Origin of the sequence: Microbulbifer weihaiensis (assembly GCF_048323715.1) — a bacterium.
Classification (GTDB): Bacteria; Pseudomonadota; Gammaproteobacteria; order Pseudomonadales; family Cellvibrionaceae; genus Microbulbifer.
This window is the reverse complement of the sequence record NZ_JBLWFL010000020.1, coordinates 26,089-46,997: the sequence shown is the minus strand read 5'-3', so window position 1 is coordinate 46,997 and position 20,909 is coordinate 26,089. Positions and strand designations below refer to the sequence as shown.

Below are 20,909 nucleotides of genomic sequence, written 5' to 3'. Positions count from 1 at the left end.
GACTCACGAAAAAGTGCCGTTGCCAGGCTTCGGGGGTACCTTCGAAGCTGGTCCGGTGGCGGCAGAGTGCCGGGGCGGGTTTTCAGGACCGCTGTGAACCCATCCCTGGGCGCTTCGGCGCAAACATCCTGTTTGCGACGATCCTGAAAACCCGCCCCGGCACTCTGCCTTCGCTTCTGAGTACATGACGTTGTCAGGTAACTCTCAGATGCGAAGAGGTAATTCGTTTAAGCAGGCTTGCGGTTCGCAAACCAACTTTTCGCATTTTCAATATCTTCGGCGATTTTCTGCTTAAGGATTTCCAGCGACGCAAACTTCTCTTCATCGCGCAGCTTGTGGCAAAACGTTACCGCGATTTCCCGCCCATAAAGATCACCACTGAAATCAAACAGGTGCACTTCCAGCAATGGTTTGGCACCCTCGCCCTCAACAGTAGGGCGGAAACCCACATTCGCCACGCCGGCAACCTCCATACAGCCCACCTGCATCGGCTGGCCATCAGTGCGGCTCGCAGTCACCGTATACACACCAACCAGTGGGGAACGGTAGCGGTGCAGGCGCACATTGGCAGTCGGCGCGCCGAGCTGGCGCCCCAGCGCACGGCCCCGGGCTACCAGGCCGGTAATCCGGTATGGTTTGCCGAGCAGGCGCTCCGCCAGCTCAAAATCCGCATCCTGTAACGCCGCGCGGATTCGGGTACTGCTGACGCGCTCGCCAGCGATTTCCAGGGTTGCAGTATCCTCTACCGTAAAGCCGGATTCGGCCCCGGCCTTCTGCAACAGCTGATAATCGCCACTGCGATCACAGCCGAAGCGAAAATCATCGCCGACCACCAGATGTCTGATTCCCAGTCCATCCACCAGCACCTGCTGGATAAAGGCCTCAGCACTCAGGCTGCGCAGGCGTTCATTGAACTGCAGGCAGAGTACCCGATCCACACCGGCATCAAACAGCGCCAGGACTTTTTCCTTGAAACGCATCAGTCTTGCCGGTGCCCGCTCGCCCGAGAAGTACTCGTGCGGCTGGGGCTCGAAGATGATCGCCACCGACGGCAAGCCGGCTGCAGCGGCCTTGGCCTGCAACTGACTGATGATGGCCTGGTGCCCGAGATGGACGCCATCAAATGACCCAATGGTCGCCACACATCCCCGGTGGTTCGGCCGCAGGTTGTGCAACCCGCGAATCAGCTCCCGCTGCTCGGTCACAGTGCTTCACTCACCCTTGCAAAATCAAGCGGCGCAGTATAACGGATTTGCGCTCATGATGTGGCCCGGAAATGCCGCGGACGCAGACCGCTGGCCAACAACACCAGGCCATAGGTCGCGCCCCCCGCCGCCACAACGGCCCCCATGCGCAGCGCGCGCTGCCACCAGCCCCATTCGTTCCAGTGCGGCCAGAGGTACAGAAGACCCAGCAGTACCGCGGCCATGGCCAGGTTCGCCAACAGCAGCCGCAGCAGGTAAGCCCCCCACCCAGCCTCAGGGCTGTATACACCGCCCTGGCGCAACCCGCGATACAGCAGCCAGGCATTGATCGCTGCCTGCCCCGCAGTGGCCATTGCCAACCCCATATGCCCGAGCTGGAAATACAGATGCAGCGGCACCACAAACAGCAGGCTCAATATCATTTTGGATCCGATGGCGATCAAACCGAAGCGCACCGGCGTAGCGGTGTCCTGCCGGGCAAAGTAACCCGGGGCCAAGACCTTGATCAGCATGAAGGCCAGCAGGCCGAAGGTATAGGCGCGCAGTGACCATGCCGCCATCTGCATGTCGCGAGGGGTCATGTTGCCGTACTGGAACAGCACGGTCAGCAGTGGCTCCGCCAGCACGAACAGTGCCACCGCTGCCGGCAGGGCAATCAGGGTGACGCTGCGCAGGGCCCAGTCGATGGTGTGGCGGAAACGCCGCGGGTCGCCACCGGCATGTTGGCGCGACAGGTTCGGCAGAATCACCGTGGCCACGGCCACTCCAAACACCCCCAGCGGCAGCTCGGTGAGACGGTCGGAAAAATACAGCCAGGTCACCGACCCGGTGGGCAGGAAAGACGCCAGCACCGTATCCAGTACCAGGCTGATCTGGGTCACCGAGACCCCGAAAATCGCCGGCGCCATCAAGCGCAGGATCTTGCGTACCCCCGGGTGCTGCCAGTCCCAGCGCGGCCGCGGAAGCAGCCCCTGGCCCATCAGAAACGGAATCTGGAACAGCAGCTGTACCACGCCGGCGGCAAGCACCCCCCAGGCCAGGGCCATAATCGATGGCTCAAACCAGCCGGTGGCCACCGTAGCGGCGGCAATAAGCACCAGATTCAGGAATATCGGGGTCAGCGCCGGGATGGCGAATCGATCAAAGCTATTCAAAATCGCGCCGGAAAACCCGGTCAGCGAAATCAGCATCAGATAGGGAAAGGTAATCCGCAGCATGTCAGTGGCCATGGCGAACTTTTCCGGCTCATTGCCACCCCACCACCAACCGAATGCGAACAATCCTGCGACCAGCGGTGCACAGAGAACGCCAAACAAGGTGACAAGCAACAGGGTGCCCCCGAGAGCCCCGGCCACACGGTCGTTCAGCTCCCGCACCGCCGCGATCCCGCCATTCTGGCGATACTCGGCAAGCACCGGCACAAACGCCTGGGAGAATGCGCCCTCGGCAAACAGGCGCCGGAAGAAATTCGGGATCTTGAACGCCACAAAAAAGGCATCGGCCGCGTCACCGGCGCCCGTGAAACGGGCAAATACGATATCCCGCGCCAACCCCATAACCCGGGATAACAAGGTGGCGCCCCCGACTACGGATGATCCCCGCAACAAGCCGCGATGAGGGCTATCTTTCCTGACTCGCACGTTTTGTTCGCGCGGCTGCTGTTCCGACGGGGTTTCTGTCACGTCCCTGAATTCCTGTTACATAAGATAGCGAGGACAAAAGTGCCCGCTCTGGCCGGCAAGTCTACCGCAATACCGGTTCTGAGCCAGCGCCCCCGCGGGTATCGAAGTATTGCAGTGCGCGAGCCTACTTTTGGCGCCAACCGGAACTATACTCAGGATAAGCAGCGAGCGGGCCGCAGGGAATTGCGGTAACACAGGAGAAACGGAATGACTTTGAATGCACTGATTATCGCGCTGGTTCTGGCGATCCTGTTGTATGCCGTCGTCGCCATGGGTCCCCGCCCCCAACGGGTACGTGTGCGCATCGACACACCGCGGGACCGGCGCTACCACCGCCAGCAAAATCGTCCGCGTTAATTAACCGGAGGCGGAACTGAATCACAGGGCGCGTCGCCACAATTCGCCATAATTGTTGCGGAATTCGCCCCGCTGGCGCCACGCCAGCGCCTCCTTGCGAGGTTTAAATGACTCTCAACCGGGCAGGACACAGCCCACCCGGAAAAGAGCAGTCCATTCAAACCACTATTTCGCAAGGAAATCGATCATGAAAAAGATGTTGATGGCAGTAACCCTGAGCAGTCTGACCCTGAATGCCGTGGCAGCCACTGACACCGAGAACAAACACCAGGGCTCAGCCCTGACCCCGGCCAAACAGGCCACTGTATTTACCGGCGCCGCAGTAGCGGGCGCTGCCGTAGGTGGCCCGGTCGGTTTTATCGCGGGTGCCCTGGGCGGAGCCTGGCTCGGCGAACAGATCAAGCAAGCAGAAGAGGCTGACATGCTCGCAACTCAACTGACCGAAAGCCGCGCAGAACTGGGTAACCTTGCACAACAACTGGATGCAGCGCGCCTGTCAGCCAACGACGCCCAGAAGGTCGCCCTGGACAGCCTGCAATTCCAGATGCTGTTCACCACCGGTGACGACCAGCTTCAGGAAGCACAGGAACGCCAGGTCGCCGCTATGGCCGACTTCCTGATTCGCCATCCACAGCTGCAGATTCAACTGGAAGGACATTCCGATCCCCGCGGCAGCGACGGCTACAACAATGTCCTGTCCGACCAGCGCGCCCTCAGTGTCCAACGCGCCCTGGAAGCGTACGGGGTTGCCCCCGAGCGCATCAGCCGGCGCGCGCTTGGCGCCAGCCAGTCCAGGGCGGCGAAGGGCGATGCCGATGCCTACGCGCTCGAGCGACGAGTAGACATCCATTTTGCCGCCCCGGAATCCATGGCCGGTAACTTCTAAGCGCCACACCCCCGCAGCGCGGCGCTCTGCAAAAGCCCGCGTCGCGGCTAGACCGCTCTCCTACAGTGCAACCCTGTAAGATGTAACCTTGCGCGCCGCCTTGCTGCGCGCTTTTTTTATGTCTTCGGCTGCCCCTTACCCCGAGACTTTTGCCATTGCCCCCAGCAATCGGGCATGATTTTGCGCCAATAACTGTAAATAACTGGTGCCAACCCACTATGAGCAGCCCCACCATTGCCATCATCGAAGACGAAATTGCGATCGCCGAAAACTACCGCGATGCCCTGCGCCGCACGGGATACCAGGTCAATCTGTACCACACCCGGCCGCAGGCACTGGAGGCATTCCGACAGCGGCTGCCAGATCTCGCTGTCATTGACGTCGGGCTGGGCGCAGAAATTGAGGGTGGGTTTGACCTGTGCCGCGAGTTGCGCGCAATGGCGCCAACCCTGCCGATCCTGTTTCTGACCGCTCGTGACTCAGAGCTCGACATCATCTCCGGGCTGCGCCTCGGCGCCGACGACTACCTGACCAAAGACATTTCCCTGCCGCACATGCAGGCCCGCATCAGCGCGCTGCTGCGCCGGGTCAGCATGATGCAATCCCAGAGTGACGACAGCGACCTGATTACCCAGGGCGACCTCACCCTCGATATATCCAGGCTGCACTGCCACTGGAAAGGGACGCCCGTCGACCTCACCGTCACCGAGTTCTGGATCGTCCACGCGCTGGCCAAGCGTCCGGGACATGTGAAATCCCGCAGCCAACTGATGGAGGCCGCTCGAGTGGTACTGGACGACAACACCATCACGTCTCACGTAAAGCGTATTCGCCGCAAATTCCAGAGCCTGGACAGCGATTTCAATGCCATCAGCACCGCCTACGGCATGGGATATCGCTGGCAGGCCTGACCAAGAACACAACCGGGAAGAACAATTGAATCTCCGCCGCCAACTGGTATTGCTCAGCCTGTTTACCCTGGCGCTGCCCTGGGCAGGCTGCCAGTACCTTCGCCAGGTCGATAAAGCCCTGGCCCAGGGGCAGATGCAGACACTCGAGGCCACCGGCAGCGCCATTGCCGCGCGCCTCGCCAGCGCCCCGCACCTGATAGCCCCGGATCCCGACCGCAGCAGCCGCCCGGCCGGTGCCCAGCTGTACCTCAACCCTCTGCAGCAGGCGCCACTGCTCGACGGTTATGGGGAGGAGTGGCGCCTGCAACAGCTCACTCCCAGACAGCTGCCAGGCGACGACGGGGAGCCACTCGCCCAGATTACCCTCGGGCGCCACGACCGCCAGATTTACCTGCTGCTGACCGTCAGCGATCGCAGCCCGAGCTACCACGACCCACGCACTGGTATGGTTTCCAGTGGCGACACCGTCGAGCTGTTCACGGCCAACCACCGCTACACGCTGCCAGTAGCCAGCCAGGGCCCCGCTTCGGCCATGGAGCACAACGCGCGCAGCGGTTTTTATGAGCGGGAGCTCAGGTTACGCGGCCGCTGGACGTCTTCCCCTCAGGGCTACCAGCTGGAACTGGCGCTCCCGTTTGCGCTCACTGGCGGCGAACTTGCCCTAACCATTGCCGACAGGGAAAACAGCCGCGGCGGCACACCGCAACGCCAGGCCAGCACCCTGCCCGCCGACGGCCGACCCGGGGCCCTCATCGAGCCGATCCCGACCCTGCAGCAGGAGCTGGAACATTTCGCGCGCCCACACCTGCGCCTGACGGTGGTGGATCAGGAAGGATTCGTTATCGCCGACAGCGGGCAAGACAATAAACCGGGTGACACCCCGGCGCCTGTTGCAGACACAGCCGGGGATTCCGGGCGGCACTGGCTGAAGGCCTGGCTCTACCGCCAGATTCTCGGCACCGGCAAGCTGCCACCACTGCCGGAAGACCGCTACCCCGCGAGCCTGACCCACAACCGCGAGACCGCCGGTCAGTGGTTTAGCTCCCCCCGCAGTGGAGAAGGCAGCAGCGATGAGCGGATTGGTGCCGTCAGCGTGCCAGTGATTACCCGCGCCGACGACATCATTGAACGCCCCCTGCTGGGGCGGGTGATCTCGGCCCAGTCGGCAAGCGCGGTGCAGTCGCTGACCGAATCCGCCGCCCAGCGCCTGTGGCTGTCAACAGCGGGCGCCACCGGCTTGGTGCTGCTGTTACTGCTGGGCTACGCCAGCTGGCTCTCGTGGCGCATCCGCACCTTGCACCGGGCGGCCCGCAACGCGGTGGACGCCAGCGGGCGACTGCGCGGCGACTTCCCCCGCCCTCTGGTTAAAGACGAGCTGGGTGCACTCAACCGCGCTTTTGCCAGCCTGCTGGCAGAACTGGATCACTACCACCAGTACCTCCGCAGCCTCGCGAGCAAGCTGTCCCATGAATTGCGCACGCCGCTGGCGGTGGTGCGCTCATCCCTCGACAACCTGAATGCCGGTGAGCTCGACGCCGACAGCCGCCGTTATGCGGAACGGGCCACAGATGGCAGCGCACGCCTGTCATCGATCCTGAACGCCCTGTCCGCAGCCACCCACCTTGAGGCCAGCATCAGCCAGGCCGACAGGGAAGAATTCGACCTCATCGACCTGCTCCAGGTGTTGACCCAGTGCTACGCCGACGCGCATCCCGCGCACCGGTTCCAACTGCACAGCCCAGAGGGCCCCAAACCCTACATTGGTGCCCCGGAGCTTCTGGCGCAGTTACTCGACAAACTGGTGGACAATGCGGTGAGCTTTGCGCCCGCAGACAGCGAGATCACCATAGCGCTCACCGAGACCAGTGAGACCTTCGAGATTGCCGTGAGCAATATCGGGCCGCCGCTACCAGGGGGATTTGGGCAAAAGCTGTTCGACTCACTGGTATCGGTGCGTGACGACGGCGGCAAATCCGGCCACCTTGGACTCGGGCTCCACATTGCGCGCCTGATCGCCGATTTCCATCACGGCCACCTGGAGGCCCGCAACCAGGACAGCGGCCAGGGCGTCACGATCAGCCTGACCTTACCCCGCTGAGCCGCCCTGCGCTCCGTGCCGGGACATTGATCACGGAGTAGTCACAATCTACTGCCGTGAGCGGTTGACAAACAACCAACGCTGGGGATAATGTCGCGTCCCAAACGGGCCCCCGGCCCGATGTTAGAGTTTTACAGATTCCAGACAGGAGCAACCGGTGGCCAACTCACCTCAAGCGAAGAAACGCGCGCGCCAGAACGAAAAGCGCCGCAATCACAACGCCAGCCTGCGCTCCATGGTGCGCACCTACATCAAAAAGGTAGTTGCGGCCATCGATGCAGGTGATGCGGAAAAAGCCAAGACTGCGTACGCAGCTGCTGTGCCGGTCATTGACCGCATGGCCGACAAAGGCATCATTCACAAGAACAAGGCAGCTCGTCACAAGAGCCGCCTGAATGCCCAGATCAAGAAGCTGGCTGCCTGATTTATCCGACAGCCCGCTCGCTGAGCAGAAAAACCCCGCCACGGCGGGGTTTTTTATTGCCCTGAAAAAGGCAAACTTTACCTTCAGCGGCTTACCGCCCCCGCAAGGGCACGATTCCGATCATGCCCCACCTCGCCCGAACGGGCCCCTTGCGCGGTGAACGCTAGATCAGGATCAGGTTGTCGCGGTGGATCAGCTCGTCGTCATCGCGATACCCGAGTAACTCGACAAATTTTTCTGACGGCTGCCCCTGAATTTTGTGGGCCTCGGAACTGTCGTAATTGACCAGCCCGCGGGCAACTTCCACCCCGTCGGCCCCGCAACAGCTCACCAGGTCACCGCGCTGGAAGCGCCCATCGACCGCGGTAACTCCGACCGCCAGCAGACTCTTGCCTTGCGTCCGCAACGCCTGCTGCGCACCGGCATCGAGAAACAGGCGTCCGCGCACCTGCAACTGGCCTGCAAGCCAGCGCTTACGCGCGGTCAGCGGATCTGCCTCGGGCAACAGCAGGGTTCCCAGTGACTCTCCGGCGGCCACCCGCTCGATCACCGATTCCGCACTGCCACCTACGATCACCGTACGCGCACCGGAACGGGCGGCCAGCTGCGCGGCGCGCACTTTGGTGGCCATGCCTCCTCGCCCCAGGCCACTGCGCGAACCGCCCGCCATGGCGACCAGACGAGGGTCGGTCGCCACCGCCTCAGCCACCAGCTCGGCCGCCGGATTATCCCGCGGATCCTCGGTGAACAGGCCGTCTGCATCGGTCAGGATCAGCAGCACATCCGCCTCCACCAGGTTGGCCACCAGGGCACCCAGGGTGTCGTTGTCGCCGAACCGGATTTCGTCGGTCACCACGGTGTCGTTTTCATTGATGATCGGCACCGCCCCCAAAGAAAGCAGAGTTTTCAGGGTACTGCGGGCATTGAGATAGCGTGTGCGATTGGAGAGGTCATCGTGATCCAGCAGGATCTGCGCAGTGCGGCAGTCATACTGGCCGAAGGCGTGCTCGTAGACTTGCACCAGGTGGCTCTGGCCGACGGCAGCGGCCGCCTGCAGCTGGTGAATGGATTCCGGGCGCTTGCGCCACCCGAGGCGATCCATGCCCGCAGCAACCGCGCCAGAGGACACCAGCAGCACTTCGATTCCCTGGCGGCGCAGGGCTGCAATCTGCCCGGCCCAGTTGTGAATGGCCGCGCGATTGACGCCGCGGCCATTATCCGTAAGTAATGCACTGCCGATTTTTACAACCCAGCGCTTGCTGGCGGGCAACTGCTGGCGTGCCGAGATGGAATCCATTTCTTCCTCGTGATGTGAACAGCACCCCGCAGCCATTGGCGGGGCGCAGCAGATGACTTATTGCCGGTATTCTATATCGACGTCATAGTCATCGTCGTCCCAATCTTCATCATCCTCATCGGATTCTTCACCAGCCTTGCGCTTGGCACGCTGGGCGAGACGCACTTCCTCGATGCGCTCACGCGCCTCGCGCTGCATCTGCCGCTGTGCTTCCTGCTCAGCCTCGAACAGGTCGCCATCCAGCTCTTCCTGCTGACGAATATGCTCCAGGTGATCCATCAGCTGACCACAGAGCACATCGGTACCCTCACCGCGGATGGCGGCAACACGGAATACCGGCCCCTGCCACCCCAGCGCATTGACGATGCCCTGGCAGCGATCCTCCAGCTCCTCCGCTGGCACCAGATCGGTTTTGTTCAGCACCAGCCAGCGCTCGCGACCCGCCAGGGTCGGGCTGAAGGCCTCGAGTTCGCGCTCAATGGCCAGCGCGTTCTGCACAGGATCCGAACCGTCGAACGGCGCCAGATCCACAAGGTGCAACAGCACCCGGCAGCGGGTCAGGTGCTTGAGGAAGCGAATACCCAGCCCCGCCCCCTCGGATGCACCCTCGATCAGGCCCGGAATATCAGCAATAACAAAGCTGCGATATTTCTGCACCTTCACCACCCCAAGGTTTGGCACCAGGGTCGTGAACGGGTAGTTGGCCACTTTCGGCTTCGCCGCCGATACCGCGCGAATGAAGGTGGACTTGCCCGCATTCGGCAACCCCAGCATACCCACGTCCGCCAGCACCTTGAGCTCGAGCTTGAGGTTGCGGCACTCACCCGGATAGCCCGGCGTGGTCTGGCGGGGCGTGCGATTGGTACTGGACTTGAAGCGGGTATTGCCAATGCCGTGGAAGCCACCCTGGGCTACCAACAGCTTCTGCCCCGCTTCCAGCAGATCCCCCAGGGTTTCCCCGGTATCCACGTCAATGGCGGTGGTACCCACTGGCACCTTCAGCACCAGGTCTTCACCTTTGGCACCCGTGCAGTTACGCCCGCGCCCGGCTTCGCCGTTCTGGGCCTGGTAATTGGGCTGGTAGCGATAATCCACCAGTGTGTTCAGTGAATCGTCAGCCATCAGATATACAGAGCCGCCGTCACCGCCGTCTCCGCCATCGGGCCCGCCCTTGGCAACAAATTTTTCGCGCCAAAAACTACAACACCCTTTACCGCCGTTGCCGGCCTGCACCTTGATCGGCGCCTCATCTACAAATTTCATGACTCTACTTACCGGTTACCCGGTCTTCAGTGTAATTTGCCCAGGATAAATACAGAAAAACGGGCAAGATACAAAAAAGCCCCGCGATTGCGGGGCTTTTTATCGGGCGTCGTGACCGCTTAGGCTGTTTCGATAGAAACGAACTTGCGGTTGTTGGCGCCTTTCACCTCAAACTTCACTACGCCATCAGCGGTAGCGAACAGGGTGTGATCTTTGCCCATACCAACGTTAACACCTGCGTGGAACTTGGTTCCGCGCTGACGAACGATGATGCTGCCTGCGGAGACAGCCTGGCCGCCAAAGCGCTTCACGCCCAGGCGTTTACTTTCGGAATCGCGACCATTTCGCGTACTACCGCCAGCTTTCTTGTGTGCCATGAGTCGTTACTCCTCTGCTTATGCCTTGATGCCAGTGATTTTAACTTCGGTGTACCACTGACGGTGACCTTGACGCTTCATGGAGTGCTTACGACGACGGAACTTGATGATTTTCACCTTCTCGCCGCGACCATGGCTCAGCACTTCTGCAGTCACCTTGGCGCCTTCCACAACCGGCGCACCGATGTTGATGGCGTCGCCGTCAACTACCATCAGAACCTTGTCGAAATCGACAGATTCACCGGTAGCCACTTCAATTTTTTCCAGGCGCAGAACTTCGCCTTCTTCTACACGGTGCTGTTTACCACCGCTCTCAATAACAGCGTACATATTTCTATGCTCCAACAAAATGGACGACACGAAGCAGCGACTGGGCCAGATGACCGGGCAGCCAGCATTTTGGGAGCTTGCGCCGTGTTGTTTAAAACGTCTTCCCGGCTCGCAGAGCCCCCCAAAGAGAGACACCCGGATCGAGCGGGGCGCAGATTCTAATCAATTCGCCCGATTGATACAATAGTGATCAGTTCCGACCGGCAATGGCCAACTCAGGAAAAGAGGTCATGGACTTATGCGGAGGTTCCTATTACCTTGCCGCGGGTCTTTAACGGAGTACAACAAGGATACATGCCCATGCTGCCTTTCCACCGGGTGGCCGCAGACGACTTTAGCGCGGTCAATCAACGCATCATCGATCAACTGCACTCGGATGTCCCGCTCGTGGAGAACATCGGCCACTACCTGGTCGAGGCAGGAGGCAAGCGCCTGCGCCCGCTACTGGTACTTCTCTGCAGCCGCGCGGCCGGTTACCAGGGGCAAAGTCACATCGACCTGGCAGCCATCATTGAGTTTATCCACACCGCCACCCTCCTGCACGATGACGTGGTGGACACCTCCAACATGCGCCGCGGCCGCATCACCGCCAACGCCCAGTGGGGCAACGCCCCGGCGGTTCTCGTGGGCGACTTCCTCTATTCCCGCGCTTTCCAGATGATGGTGGCCCTGCGGGACATGGACATCATGGCGATCCTGTCCGACACCACCAATACCATCGCCGAGGGCGAAGTACAGCAGTTGGTGAATGCGGGCGACCCGGCGGTTACCGAAGAAAACTACCTGAAAGTTATCCACAAGAAGACCGGCGCCCTGTTCGAGGCGGCCTGTGAAACGGCGGCCGTACTGGCCGGCTGCAGCGCAGAAGAGCGGGAATCCCTGAAGCTCTATGGCCGCCATCTGGGTTCGGCATTCCAATTGGTGGACGATGCCCTGGATTACCGCGGCAATTCGGAAGAGCTCGGCAAGAACGTGGGCGATGATCTGGCGGAGGGCAAACCTACCCTGCCGCTGATTTACGCGATGGCCAATGGCACCGCTGAGCAGGCAGCGCTGGTGACGGAAGCCATCGAGAAAAAGAGCGCGGACAAGCTCACCGAGATCGTTGCGGCTATCGAGGCCTGTGGCGCGCTGGACTACACTTTTGAACGCGCACAGAAAGAGGTGGAACTGGCGCTCGAGAAGCTCGAATTTTTGCCAGACGGCGAATACAAAACAGCCCTACAGCAACTTGCAAGCTTTTCCATCGAACGAACTGTGTAATGCAAAAAGCCCCGGCAATGCCGGGGCTTTTTGTTTGCGCACCTGAAGCTGGCCTGGTGGTGGCGCGCCACCGCCCCCTGCTACAAACCTAACAACTTAACCACGAATCAGGCCGAGCAATTCTTCCGTCTTGGCCTTCATCAACGCCTCATCCCCACGGGATTCAACGTTCAGACGAACCACCGGCTCGGTATTGGACATACGCAGGTTGAATCGCCATTCGTCAAAGGCAACGCTCAGGCCATCTACGTGCTCAACGCTGTTGGCGTCAGCCCCGTATTTGTCTTCCGCCGCCAGCAGCAGTGCTTTCGGATCTTCGACCTTGGAGTTGATCTCACCACTGCACGGGAATGCCTTCATGCGCTCGCCCACCAGCTGCGACAGGGACTTGCCGCTGCGGCTCACCAGCTCAGCCACCAGCAGCCACGGAATCATACCGCTGTCACAGTAGGCAAAATCGCGGAAGTAGTGGTGCGCACTCATCTCGCCGCCGTAAATCGCATCTTCCTTGCGCATACGCTCTTTGATAAACGCGTGACCAGTCTTGCTTTCCACCGGCTCGCCACCCGCACTGCGCACGATGTCCTCGGTGTTCCAGGTAAGACGCGGGTCGTGCACCACTTTGGCACCGGGGTTCTTGCCCAGGAAGGCTTCCGCCAGAAGGCCCACCACGTAATAGCCTTCGATAAACTCACCGCTTTCATCAAAGAAGAAGCAGCGATCGAAGTCGCCATCCCAGGCAATGCCAAAATCGGCACCACTGGCTTTCACCGCTTCTGCGGTCGACGCCCGGTTTTCCGGCAGGATCGGATTGGGGATGCCATTGGGGAAGTTGCCATCGGGCTCGTGATTAACGCGCACGAACTCGAACGGCAAATGCGGAGCCAGCGCGTCAACAACGGCACCAGCACCACCGTTACCCGCGTTGACCACCAGCTTCAACGGCTTGAGTTCCGCCACATCTACGTAGCCCAGCAGGTGCTTCACGAAGTCCGCACGATGGGCGAAGGTGTGCATTTCTCCACGTTTTTCTACCGGTGCGAAATCGTTTTCTTCCGCGAGGCGTTTGATATCCAGCAGGCCAGTATCACCGCTGATTGGGCGGGAACCAGAACGCACGAATTTCATCCCGTTGTAATCCATCGGATTGTGGCTGGCCGTCACACAGATACCACCATCAAAATCCCCGTGGAAAGTGGAGAAATACACCTCTTCCGTACCACACTCGCCGATGTGATAGACATCGGTGCCGGCATCGCGCAGGCCATTTGCCAGCGCATCGGTCAGCTCGCCGCTGGTAAGACGGATATCGTGCCCCACCACGACACGCCGCGCCCCAAGAAACTGGGCGAAGGCACGCCCCACCCGGTAAGCCACATCGGTATTGAGCTCATCCGGCACTCGGCCGCGCAGGTCATACGCTTTAAAACAGGTTAATTCTGTCATTTCTGTCCTTCCCCCTCGGACAAATAAATATTTTCATAAACAAAATTGGTGGCCTCGATAAAGCCGTCAACAGAGCCGCAATCAAAGCGACGGCCTTTGAATCGATAGGCCAATACACACCCCTTGCGGGCTTGCGCCAGCAGGGCATCAGTAATCTGAACCTCGCCATTTTTACCAGGCGGTGTTTCGCGAATAATATCGAAGATATCCGGTGTCAGGATGTAGCGGCCGATAATCGCCATATTGCTCGGCGCATCCTCCGCCGCGGGCTTTTCCACCATATCGGTGACCTGAAACAGCCCCGGCTTGATCTCATTGCCGGCAATCACACCGAACTTGTGGATCTGATCTTTCGGAACCTCATCCACGGCAACAATGCTGCAGCGAAACTGGTTATACAGTTGCACCATCTGTGCCAGCACGCCATCGCCATCGTTGAGGCAGAGGTCATCCGCAAGTACAACCGCAAATGCCTCATCCCCGATCAGGCGCTGCCCCTGCAGGATCGCGTCCCCAAGGCCGCGCATCTCCCCCTGACGGGTGTAGGAAAAACTGGCTTCACTGATGACAGAGCGGACGCTGTCGAGATAATGCTCTTTGCCGGTGCCGGCAATCTGGTGCTCCAGCTCGAAGCTGGTATCGAAATGATCCTCGATGGCGCGCTTGCCGCGCCCCGTCACAAAACCAATTTCCGTAAGGCCGGCCTGAATCGCCTCTTCTACCCCATATTGCACCAGCGGCTTGTTGACCAGCGGCAGCATCTCCTTGGGCATGGCCTTGGTTGCCGGCAGGAAGCGCGTACCGTACCCGGCCACCGGAAACAGACACTTCTTGAGCATTTTTCCCCCTGACTATTTTGGGTTGGGCCGTCAGCGCACTCCCGCACCAACTGCCGGCAAGTTACCATAAAAAACAGTCAGGGATTAGCCCAACAGAGGCCGGCACCACCCACCAGAGAACGCCGCGCCCCGGGGCCACCAACACACGTCAAGGGTTAATTGAGACAAATCCGGTCACAAAAAGGTTTATGACCGACTGGACAAGACATCCTTAGCCCTTAGAATGCCGGCACGTGTATAAAATGCCCAGAATCGGGGACCCAATGAGTAATTTCGTTCAAAAAAGCAGCTACACCCGTGAAGAACTCCTGGCCTGCAGCCAAGGAGAAATGTTCGGCCCGGGTAACGCCCAGCTTCCAGCTCCCAACATGCTGATGCTCGATCGCATCACGCATATCTCCAAGGACGGCGGAGAGTTTGGCAAAGGAGAGCTGATTGCAGAACTGGATATCACCCCGGATCTCTGGTTCTTTGACTGTCACTTTCCCGGCGACCCGGTAATGCCCGGTTGCCTGGGCCTCGACGCCATGTGGCAGCTGCTCGGTTACTTCCTGGCCTGGAAAGGCAACCCCGGCCGCGGGCGCGCCCTCGGTTGTGGCGAAGTGAAGTTCACCGGTCAGATTCTTCCGACCAACAAGAAGGTCACTTACCATATCGAAATGAGCCGCCTGGTAGAGCGCAAGCTGGTCATGGGCATCGGCAACGGCTCTGTGTCCGTCGACGGCCGTGAGATCTACACCGCAAAAGACCTGCGCGTAGGCCTTTTCACCCGCACCGACAACTTTTAAGTTGGCAGCGGGTCAAACACAACAATAACGATTTACTAGACAAGTTTTACTGGAGATCACTATGCGCCGGGTAGTCATTACCGGAATGGGCATCACTTCCTGTATAGGTACCAACACCCAGGAAGTGCTGGCCTCCCTGAAAGCCGGCCGCAGCGGCATCCGCTACATGGATGAATACGCAGAGCTGGGGCTGCGCAGCCATGTGGCGGGCGTGGTCGATATCGATTTCAAAGAGCATATCGACCGCAAACACCTGCGCTTTATGGGCGACTCTGCTGCCTATGCCTACATTTCCATGGCCGAGGCCATCGCCATGGCAGGCCTTGAAGAGAGCGACGTTTCCAACCCGCGTACCGGACTGGTCATGGGTTCTGGTGGCACCTCAACTGCTGCGATCATCGAATCCGCGGAGATCCTCAAAACCAAGGGCGTGCGCCGCGTGGGAGCCTACCGCGTTCCCCAGGTAATGGGCAGCACGGTGTCCGCCTGCCTGGCGACGCCGTTCAAGATCAAGGGCGTGAACTATTCCATTTCGTCCGCCTGCGCTACTTCCGCCCACTGCATCGGCAACGGTGCCGAATTGATTCAGATGGGTAAGCAGGACATCGTTTTTGCCGGTGGCGGTGAAGAGCTGGCCTGGAGCCTCACCCATTTGTTCGACGCGATGGGAGCCCTGTCCTCCAAGTACAACGACACACCAACCAAAGCATCCCGCCCATACGATGCCAACCGCGATGGATTTGTCATCGCCGGTGGCGGCGGCTGTGTAGTGCTGGAAGAGTATGAGCACGCGAAAGCCCGCGGAGCCAACATCATTGCCGAGCTGGTCGGTTACGGCGCGACCTCCGATGGCTACGACATGGTAGCACCGAGCGGTGAAGGCGCTGCGCGCTGCATGCAACAGGCTCTGGCGGGCATGGATGGCCGCGGACTGGAAGGCAGCGTGGACTATATCAACACCCACGGCACTTCCACACCGGTTGGCGACGTCGCTGAGCTGCGCGCAATGAAAGAGGTTTTCGGGAATGAGGTTCCGGCGTTTGCGTCGACCAAATCCCTCACCGGCCACTCATTGGGCGCCGCTGGCGTACAGGAAGCCATCTACACCCTGCTGATGATGCAGAACGGCTTTATCGCAGCATCTGCCAATGTGGAAACCATCGACGAAGCGGCAGAAGGGCTCGACCTGGTGACCGAACTGCGCGAGACGGAAGTCCGCCGCGCGCTCTCCAACAGCTTCGGCTTTGGCGGTACCAATGCGAGCCTGATCTTCGACAAAATCTGAGATCAGCCACGCTAAAAACAAAAAAGGGCGAACCCTCACGGGTTCGCCCTTTTTTGTTTACCTGAACTTGTCAGTCATCCGCTTTCTGAAGCCGCTCCAACCACAGCTCAACCTGGCGGGTCAGTCCCTGGCGCCAGCTGCGCTGCTGAATTCCGAACACATCCCGCAGCTTCAGGCAACTGAGCACTACCGAACGACTCGCCGCGGCCTGCGCATTCTCCCCGGTACCGGTCTCAATCTCCAGGGGCACCAGCTCCGCGGAAAAATCCTCGCCATAGAGCGACTTCACCCGATCCAGCACCTCACGGCCGAACTCCATCGCCGTACAGGTATCCGCAGAACCATAGTGATAAATGCCACGGCGGGGCGCCCCACTGGCCAGCTGCTGGACAATGGCGGTAACCACACGCACCAAATCGGACACGGTAACCGGGTTACCGCGACACGCCTCATCCAGCGACACCGGCCTTCCAGCCAGCATGGCCCGAATGATCCGGCCAAGGAGCGCTTTATCACTGCGATCCACCAGCCAGCCGAGCCGCAGAATACTGACATTCTCGGCGCCAGCCAGCGCCTCTTCGCAGGCCTGCCAGCGCCTGCCGCTATCGGATACCGGTGCCGGCGGCTCATCTTCGTCAATTTTCTTGCGCGCAGTGCCACCGGCAAACACGCAGTATGAAGACAGGTGTAACAGGGCACTATATGGAAGGGCCGGCAAGGCACGGCAAATGGCCTCTGCCCGCTCCCTGTTGGCGCTGCCGCCGCAAGCGGCGGCATTGACGACCAGCGTGCCATGGCGCAGTTCGCCCAGTTGGTCCTCCGCGAGCAATTGCACCCGAAAGCCGACCCGCTGGAGCCCTTTTTGCAGCGCGCTGTCGATGGCATTACCGGCCCCGATCAGCGCAACGGTGTCCGGCTGATAGCCGGTATGGAGCATGGGCATGCGCGACCCTGTGCCTTAGAAGGGGATGTCGTCGTCGAAGCTGTTATCAAAACCACCGGCAGGCGGCTGGTTCTGGCTCTGATTCTGGTTACCCATAGGGTTGTTCTGCTGCCCCTGCGGCTGGGAAGGCGCCATGGGCGAAGGTGCTGAGCGCCCCTGGGCGTATTCGTCCTGATAGCCCTGGTTGTAACCGCCCTGGCCACCGCCCTGCTGCTGGCCGTATCCGCCCTGGCCACCCTGCGGGTAGCCACCGCCGCCCTGCTCTCCGCGACCGTCCAGCATTTGCATTTCGCTGGCTACGATTTCAGTAGTGTAGCGATCCTGGCCAGACTGCTTGTCCTGCCACTTGCGGGTGCGCAGGGAGCCTTCCAGGTATACCTTGCTGCCTTTGCGCAGGTATTCACCGGCAATTTCTGCCAGGCGATTGAAAAATACTACACGGTGCCACTCGGTACGCTCCTGTTGCTGGCCGGTCTGCTTGTCCTTCCAGGTCTCGGACGTCGCCAGGGTCACATTGGTGACGGCACCGCCACTGGGCAAATAGCGGGTTTCCGGGTCACCGCCCAGATTACCAATCAGAATTACTTTGTTAACGCCCCTGGCCATATGCCTCTCCTATCGATGTGCCGGTAAACGACACAGTGAAATTACAAAATCAATTACGGTATCTGGAAGTGCCAGCGCCACAGGCCCGTGCATACTTCCAACAGTGTATTTTTATCCAGCAGGATACAACACTCGCCCCGGAGGCGTCACTGGCCTCCGTTCGGTAGATCGAATATTCAATTTGCTCAACTACTGACCGCTGGCGCCCGGGTGCCGCGCATCTGCCACCACCCCAGAGACCAGATCAGCAAGACCCCCAGCGCCAGGGTTGCCACAGCGCCGGCACCACCGTGACCAAAGACCACACCGCCAAGGCTGCCACCAACGAAAGCGCCCAGGAACTGGAAAGTCGCGTAGAGCCCCGTCGCCGCGCCGCGGCACTCCGCCGGCGCCACACGGGTCAACTGTGCCGGCAGCAGGGCCTCGAGCAAGTTGAAGGCGAGGAAAAACACCCCCAGAGAAACAACGATCCAGGCTCCGTGCACCTGGGGCATCAACGCTACACCGCCAAAAATAAGCCCCAGCAGGGCCAGCCGCATGGCTGCGGGCACCTTGCCGCGTGTTTCCGCCATCCGCATCAACGGCAGCATAACGACAAAAGCACCCAGCATCAGGGGCGCGTAGAGCTTCCAGTGCTGCTCACTGGGGAGTGCCAGTTCATCCACCAGCAGCAGTGGCAGTGGTACGAACATCATGGTCAGCAACAGGTGCAGGGAAAAGACCCCGCCCACGAGCCGCCATACAGGCGCCTGCCCCAGAAGCTTGCGGAAGTCGCCCGGCTGCGGCGCCCGGCGCTCTGCCCGGTCGGGATTGGGCACCAGCTTCCAGACGAGAAGCATCCCCAGCAGTGCCAACAGCGCCGTCAGCCAGAATATCGCTGGCAGCCCGCCAACGCCGGCAAGCAATGGCCCCAGTACCACCGCCAGAACAAAGGCCACACCTATGGAAGCGCCAATCACAGCCATGGCCTTGCCCCGGTTTTCATCCCGGGTCAGGTCAGCCGCCAGCGCCATGGTCGCCGCCGCGATAGCGCCCGCCCCCTGCAAGATGCGCCCGGCGATCAGCCCATAGACCGAGTCGGTTAGTGCGGCCACGACACTGCCTAGCGCAAACACGAGCAAACCGGCGAAAATCACCGGCTTTCGGCCCCAGCGGTCACTCAGCATCCCCAAAGGTATCTGCAGGATGGCCTGGCTCAGTCCGTAGGCGCCCAGCGCCAGCCCCAGCAGGGCCGGGGTGCTGCCTCGATAGTCCGCCCCATACAGGGACAGCACCGGCAGTACCATAAACAGGCCCAGCATGCGGAAAACGTAGAGGGAGGCGAGACCGGCTAGCGCGCGGCGTTCAGTGGGATTCATCAACAGGTTCCGGACACGGCAAAACAGGGCGCGCATTGTAGCAGCCGCGGCGGCAGAGATTGATCCCCTGCCGCCTAATAAACATATAGCGTGAAACTATCTTGATTGCAGGATCAATTGCGCCCGTATTGATCCTCGATACGGACGATATCGTCCTCGCCCAGGTAACTGCCGGACTGCACTTCGATCAGTTCCAGCGGGATTGCGCCGGGATTTTCAAGGCGGTGCACAACGCCCAGAGGAATATAGGTGGACTCGTTTTCGGTCAGCAGCAGCCTGTCATCCCCGCGGGTCACCATCGCGGTGCCGCGCACCACAATCCAGTGCTCAGCGCGGTGATGGTGCATCTGCAGGGAAAGCTGGCAGCCAGGCTTCACCACGATGCGCTTGACCTGGAAGCGCGGGCCGGCGTCAATGGAGTCGTAGTAACCCCAGGGGCGATAGACTTTGCGGTGGCATTCCGCCTCACTGCGCGCGTCCTGCTTCAGGCGCTGCACAATGGTTTTCACCTCCTGCACGCGATCCTTGTGAGCTACCATCAGCGCGTCATCGGTATCGACCACCACCAGATCCTGCACCCCGAGAATACCCACGAGACGCTCGCCACCATGTACCAGGCAGCCGGAGGCCCCCTCGGCGATCACATCCCCCCGCAGCAGGTTGTCGTTCTCATCCCGCTCGGCCAGCTCCCACAGCGCAGACCAGGAGCCGACATCACTCCAGCCCGCCTGCATCGGCACCACGGCGGCCGACTCGGTTTTTTCCATTACGGCATAGTCAACGGAGTCGGACGGACAGCGCGCAAAGGCATCAGCGTCGATACGGGTAAAGTCCAGATCCCGGGCAGCACCGGCAAAAGCAGCGCGACAGGCCTCGAGCATCGCCGGATGGTGATGCCCCAACTCCTCCAGGTAACGGGAGGCCCGAAACAGGAACATCCCGCTGTTCCAGTTGTACTCCCCGCTGGCAAGGTAGCGCTCCGCTGTGGCCAGGTCCGGCTTTTCCACGAATTCTGCCACCTTCCAGCCACCATCAACCGCATCGCCACTGCGGATATAGCCGTAACCGGTTTCCGCGCAGGTCGGCACTATCCCGAATGTCACCAGGTTTCCATCTTCGGCGAGCGGGCGGGCGGCGGCAACAGCGGCCTGGAACGCCGCCGTATCCGCCACGACGTGATCCGCGGGCAGCACCAGCAACAGCGGGTCTTCACCGGACTCGACTGCTGCCAGTGCCGCCAGGGCGATAGCCGGAGCGGTGTTGCGCGCGCAGGGTTCCAGTAATATGGCTTGTGCAGCGCGATTGATCTCCTGCAGCTGCTCAGCGGCGGCAAAGCGATGATTCTCGTTACAGACCAGTATCGGCGCCTCGACATTCTCGAGGCCGTTAAGGCGCAAAGCCGTGGCCTGCAGCATGGTATTGCTGCCCGCCAGGGTCAGGAACTGCTTCGGGTAAGCCTCGCGGGACAGCGGCCACAGGCGCGACCCGGTGCCGCCACAGAGAATCACAGGAATCATAATTTCCGTATCCATACTCGATTATTGACAGGCA

Annotated in this window: 20 protein-coding genes; 8 read left to right on the top strand and 12 right to left on the bottom strand. The window is 60.6% G+C overall.

Features of this window, described 5'->3' with window-relative positions:
• Positions 1-227 precede the first annotated feature (227 nt).
• Positions 228-1,205, bottom strand: a complete 978-nt coding sequence (ribF, locus tag ACNKU7_RS17210; RefSeq protein WP_418298223.1) for a bifunctional riboflavin kinase/FAD synthetase — start codon at positions 1,203-1,205, stop codon at positions 228-230.
• A 53-nt stretch (positions 1,206-1,258) separates the two neighbouring features.
• Positions 1,259-2,887, bottom strand: a complete 1,629-nt coding sequence (gene murJ / locus ACNKU7_RS17205) for a murein biosynthesis integral membrane protein MurJ (RefSeq protein WP_418298222.1) — start codon at positions 2,885-2,887, stop codon at positions 1,259-1,261.
• Between the two features lie 207 nt (positions 2,888-3,094).
• Between murJ and ACNKU7_RS17200 the strand changes: the two genes are divergently transcribed.
• From ACNKU7_RS17200 to rpsT, 5 genes are all read left to right on the top strand, one after another.
• A complete protein-coding gene (locus ACNKU7_RS17200) occupies positions 3,095-3,244 on the top strand; it encodes a hypothetical protein (protein WP_418298221.1) in 150 nt (49 codons plus the stop codon).
• Positions 3,245-3,431: 187 nt separating this feature from the next.
• Positions 3,432-4,130, top strand: a complete 699-nt coding sequence (locus ACNKU7_RS17195) for an OmpA family protein (RefSeq protein WP_418298220.1) — start codon at positions 3,432-3,434, stop codon at positions 4,128-4,130.
• A gap of 218 nt (positions 4,131-4,348) precedes the next feature.
• Positions 4,349-5,041: a proteobacterial dedicated sortase system response regulator gene (pdsR, locus tag ACNKU7_RS17190; protein ID WP_418298219.1), complete on the top strand. Its 693-nt coding sequence runs from the start codon at positions 4,349-4,351 to the stop codon at positions 5,039-5,041.
• A 25-nt stretch (positions 5,042-5,066) separates the two neighbouring features.
• Complete coding sequence (locus ACNKU7_RS17185) at positions 5,067-7,139, top strand: ATP-binding protein (RefSeq protein WP_418298218.1); 2,073 nt, start codon at positions 5,067-5,069, stop codon at positions 7,137-7,139.
• 157 nt (positions 7,140-7,296) lie between these two features.
• Positions 7,297-7,563: a 30S ribosomal protein S20 gene (gene rpsT / locus ACNKU7_RS17180; RefSeq protein ID WP_226666362.1), complete on the top strand. Its 267-nt coding sequence runs from the start codon at positions 7,297-7,299 to the stop codon at positions 7,561-7,563.
• A 163-nt stretch (positions 7,564-7,726) separates the two neighbouring features.
• Here rpsT and proB read toward each other — a convergent pair whose 3' ends face one another.
• From proB to rplU, 4 genes are all read right to left on the bottom strand, one after another.
• Entirely contained in the window at positions 7,727-8,860 is a 1,134-nt protein-coding gene (gene proB, locus ACNKU7_RS17175) for a glutamate 5-kinase (protein WP_418298217.1), read from the bottom strand.
• A 57-nt stretch (positions 8,861-8,917) separates the two neighbouring features.
• Positions 8,918-10,123 carry an Obg family GTPase CgtA gene (gene cgtA, locus ACNKU7_RS17170; protein ID WP_418298216.1) on the bottom strand — a complete coding sequence of 402 codons (1,206 nt, stop codon included), beginning with the start codon at positions 10,121-10,123 and terminating at the stop codon, positions 8,918-8,920.
• 119 nt (positions 10,124-10,242) lie between these two features.
• Positions 10,243-10,500 (bottom strand): 50S ribosomal protein L27, encoded by a 258-nt coding sequence (gene rpmA / locus ACNKU7_RS17165; protein WP_010132157.1) that lies wholly within the window; start codon positions 10,498-10,500, stop codon positions 10,243-10,245.
• Positions 10,501-10,518: 18 nt separating this feature from the next.
• Positions 10,519-10,830 (bottom strand): 50S ribosomal protein L21, encoded by a 312-nt coding sequence (rplU, locus tag ACNKU7_RS17160; protein ID WP_226666382.1) that lies wholly within the window; start codon positions 10,828-10,830, stop codon positions 10,519-10,521.
• Between the two features lie 300 nt (positions 10,831-11,130).
• Here rplU and ispB point away from each other — a divergent pair, with 300 nt between their 5' ends.
• Positions 11,131-12,093 carry an octaprenyl diphosphate synthase gene (gene ispB, locus ACNKU7_RS17155; RefSeq protein ID WP_418298215.1) on the top strand — a complete coding sequence of 321 codons (963 nt, stop codon included), beginning with the start codon at positions 11,131-11,133 and terminating at the stop codon, positions 12,091-12,093.
• 96 nt (positions 12,094-12,189) lie between these two features.
• Here ispB and ACNKU7_RS17150 read toward each other — a convergent pair whose 3' ends face one another.
• Together ACNKU7_RS17150 and galU are read right to left on the bottom strand one after the other, a co-directional pair.
• Positions 12,190-13,539: a phosphohexomutase domain-containing protein gene (locus ACNKU7_RS17150; protein WP_418298214.1), complete on the bottom strand. Its 1,350-nt coding sequence runs from the start codon at positions 13,537-13,539 to the stop codon at positions 12,190-12,192.
• Positions 13,536-14,378, bottom strand: coding sequence for a UTP--glucose-1-phosphate uridylyltransferase GalU (galU, locus tag ACNKU7_RS17145; protein ID WP_418298213.1), 843 nt, complete (start codon positions 14,376-14,378; stop codon positions 13,536-13,538). Before galU ends, ACNKU7_RS17150 begins: the two co-directional genes overlap by 4 nt.
• Before the next feature lie 263 nt (positions 14,379-14,641).
• Between galU and fabA the strand changes: the two genes are divergently transcribed.
• Positions 14,642-15,166: a 3-hydroxyacyl-[acyl-carrier-protein] dehydratase FabA gene (gene fabA / locus ACNKU7_RS17140; protein WP_418298212.1), complete on the top strand. Its 525-nt coding sequence runs from the start codon at positions 14,642-14,644 to the stop codon at positions 15,164-15,166.
• 61 nt (positions 15,167-15,227) lie between these two features.
• Complete coding sequence (gene fabB, locus ACNKU7_RS17135; protein WP_418298211.1) at positions 15,228-16,451, top strand: beta-ketoacyl-ACP synthase I; 1,224 nt, start codon at positions 15,228-15,230, stop codon at positions 16,449-16,451.
• A 70-nt stretch (positions 16,452-16,521) separates the two neighbouring features.
• Here fabB and ACNKU7_RS17130 read toward each other — a convergent pair whose 3' ends face one another.
• The 4 genes from ACNKU7_RS17130 to ACNKU7_RS17115 all read right to left on the bottom strand — a co-directional run bounded on the left by ACNKU7_RS17130 (position 16,522) and on the right by ACNKU7_RS17115 (position 20,890).
• Positions 16,522-17,394, bottom strand: coding sequence for a sugar nucleotide-binding protein (locus ACNKU7_RS17130; RefSeq protein ID WP_418298210.1), 873 nt, complete (start codon positions 17,392-17,394; stop codon positions 16,522-16,524).
• Between the two features lie 15 nt (positions 17,395-17,409).
• Entirely contained in the window at positions 17,410-18,000 is a 591-nt protein-coding gene (gene ssb, locus ACNKU7_RS17125; RefSeq protein WP_418298209.1) for a single-stranded DNA-binding protein, read from the bottom strand.
• Positions 18,001-18,185: 185 nt separating this feature from the next.
• A complete protein-coding gene (locus ACNKU7_RS17120) occupies positions 18,186-19,358 on the bottom strand; it encodes an MFS transporter (RefSeq protein WP_418298208.1) in 1,173 nt (390 codons plus the stop codon).
• 113 nt (positions 19,359-19,471) lie between these two features.
• Positions 19,472-20,890, bottom strand: a complete 1,419-nt coding sequence (locus tag ACNKU7_RS17115) for a mannose-1-phosphate guanylyltransferase/mannose-6-phosphate isomerase (protein WP_418298207.1) — start codon at positions 20,888-20,890, stop codon at positions 19,472-19,474.
• Between the last annotated feature and the right edge of the window lie 19 nt (positions 20,891-20,909).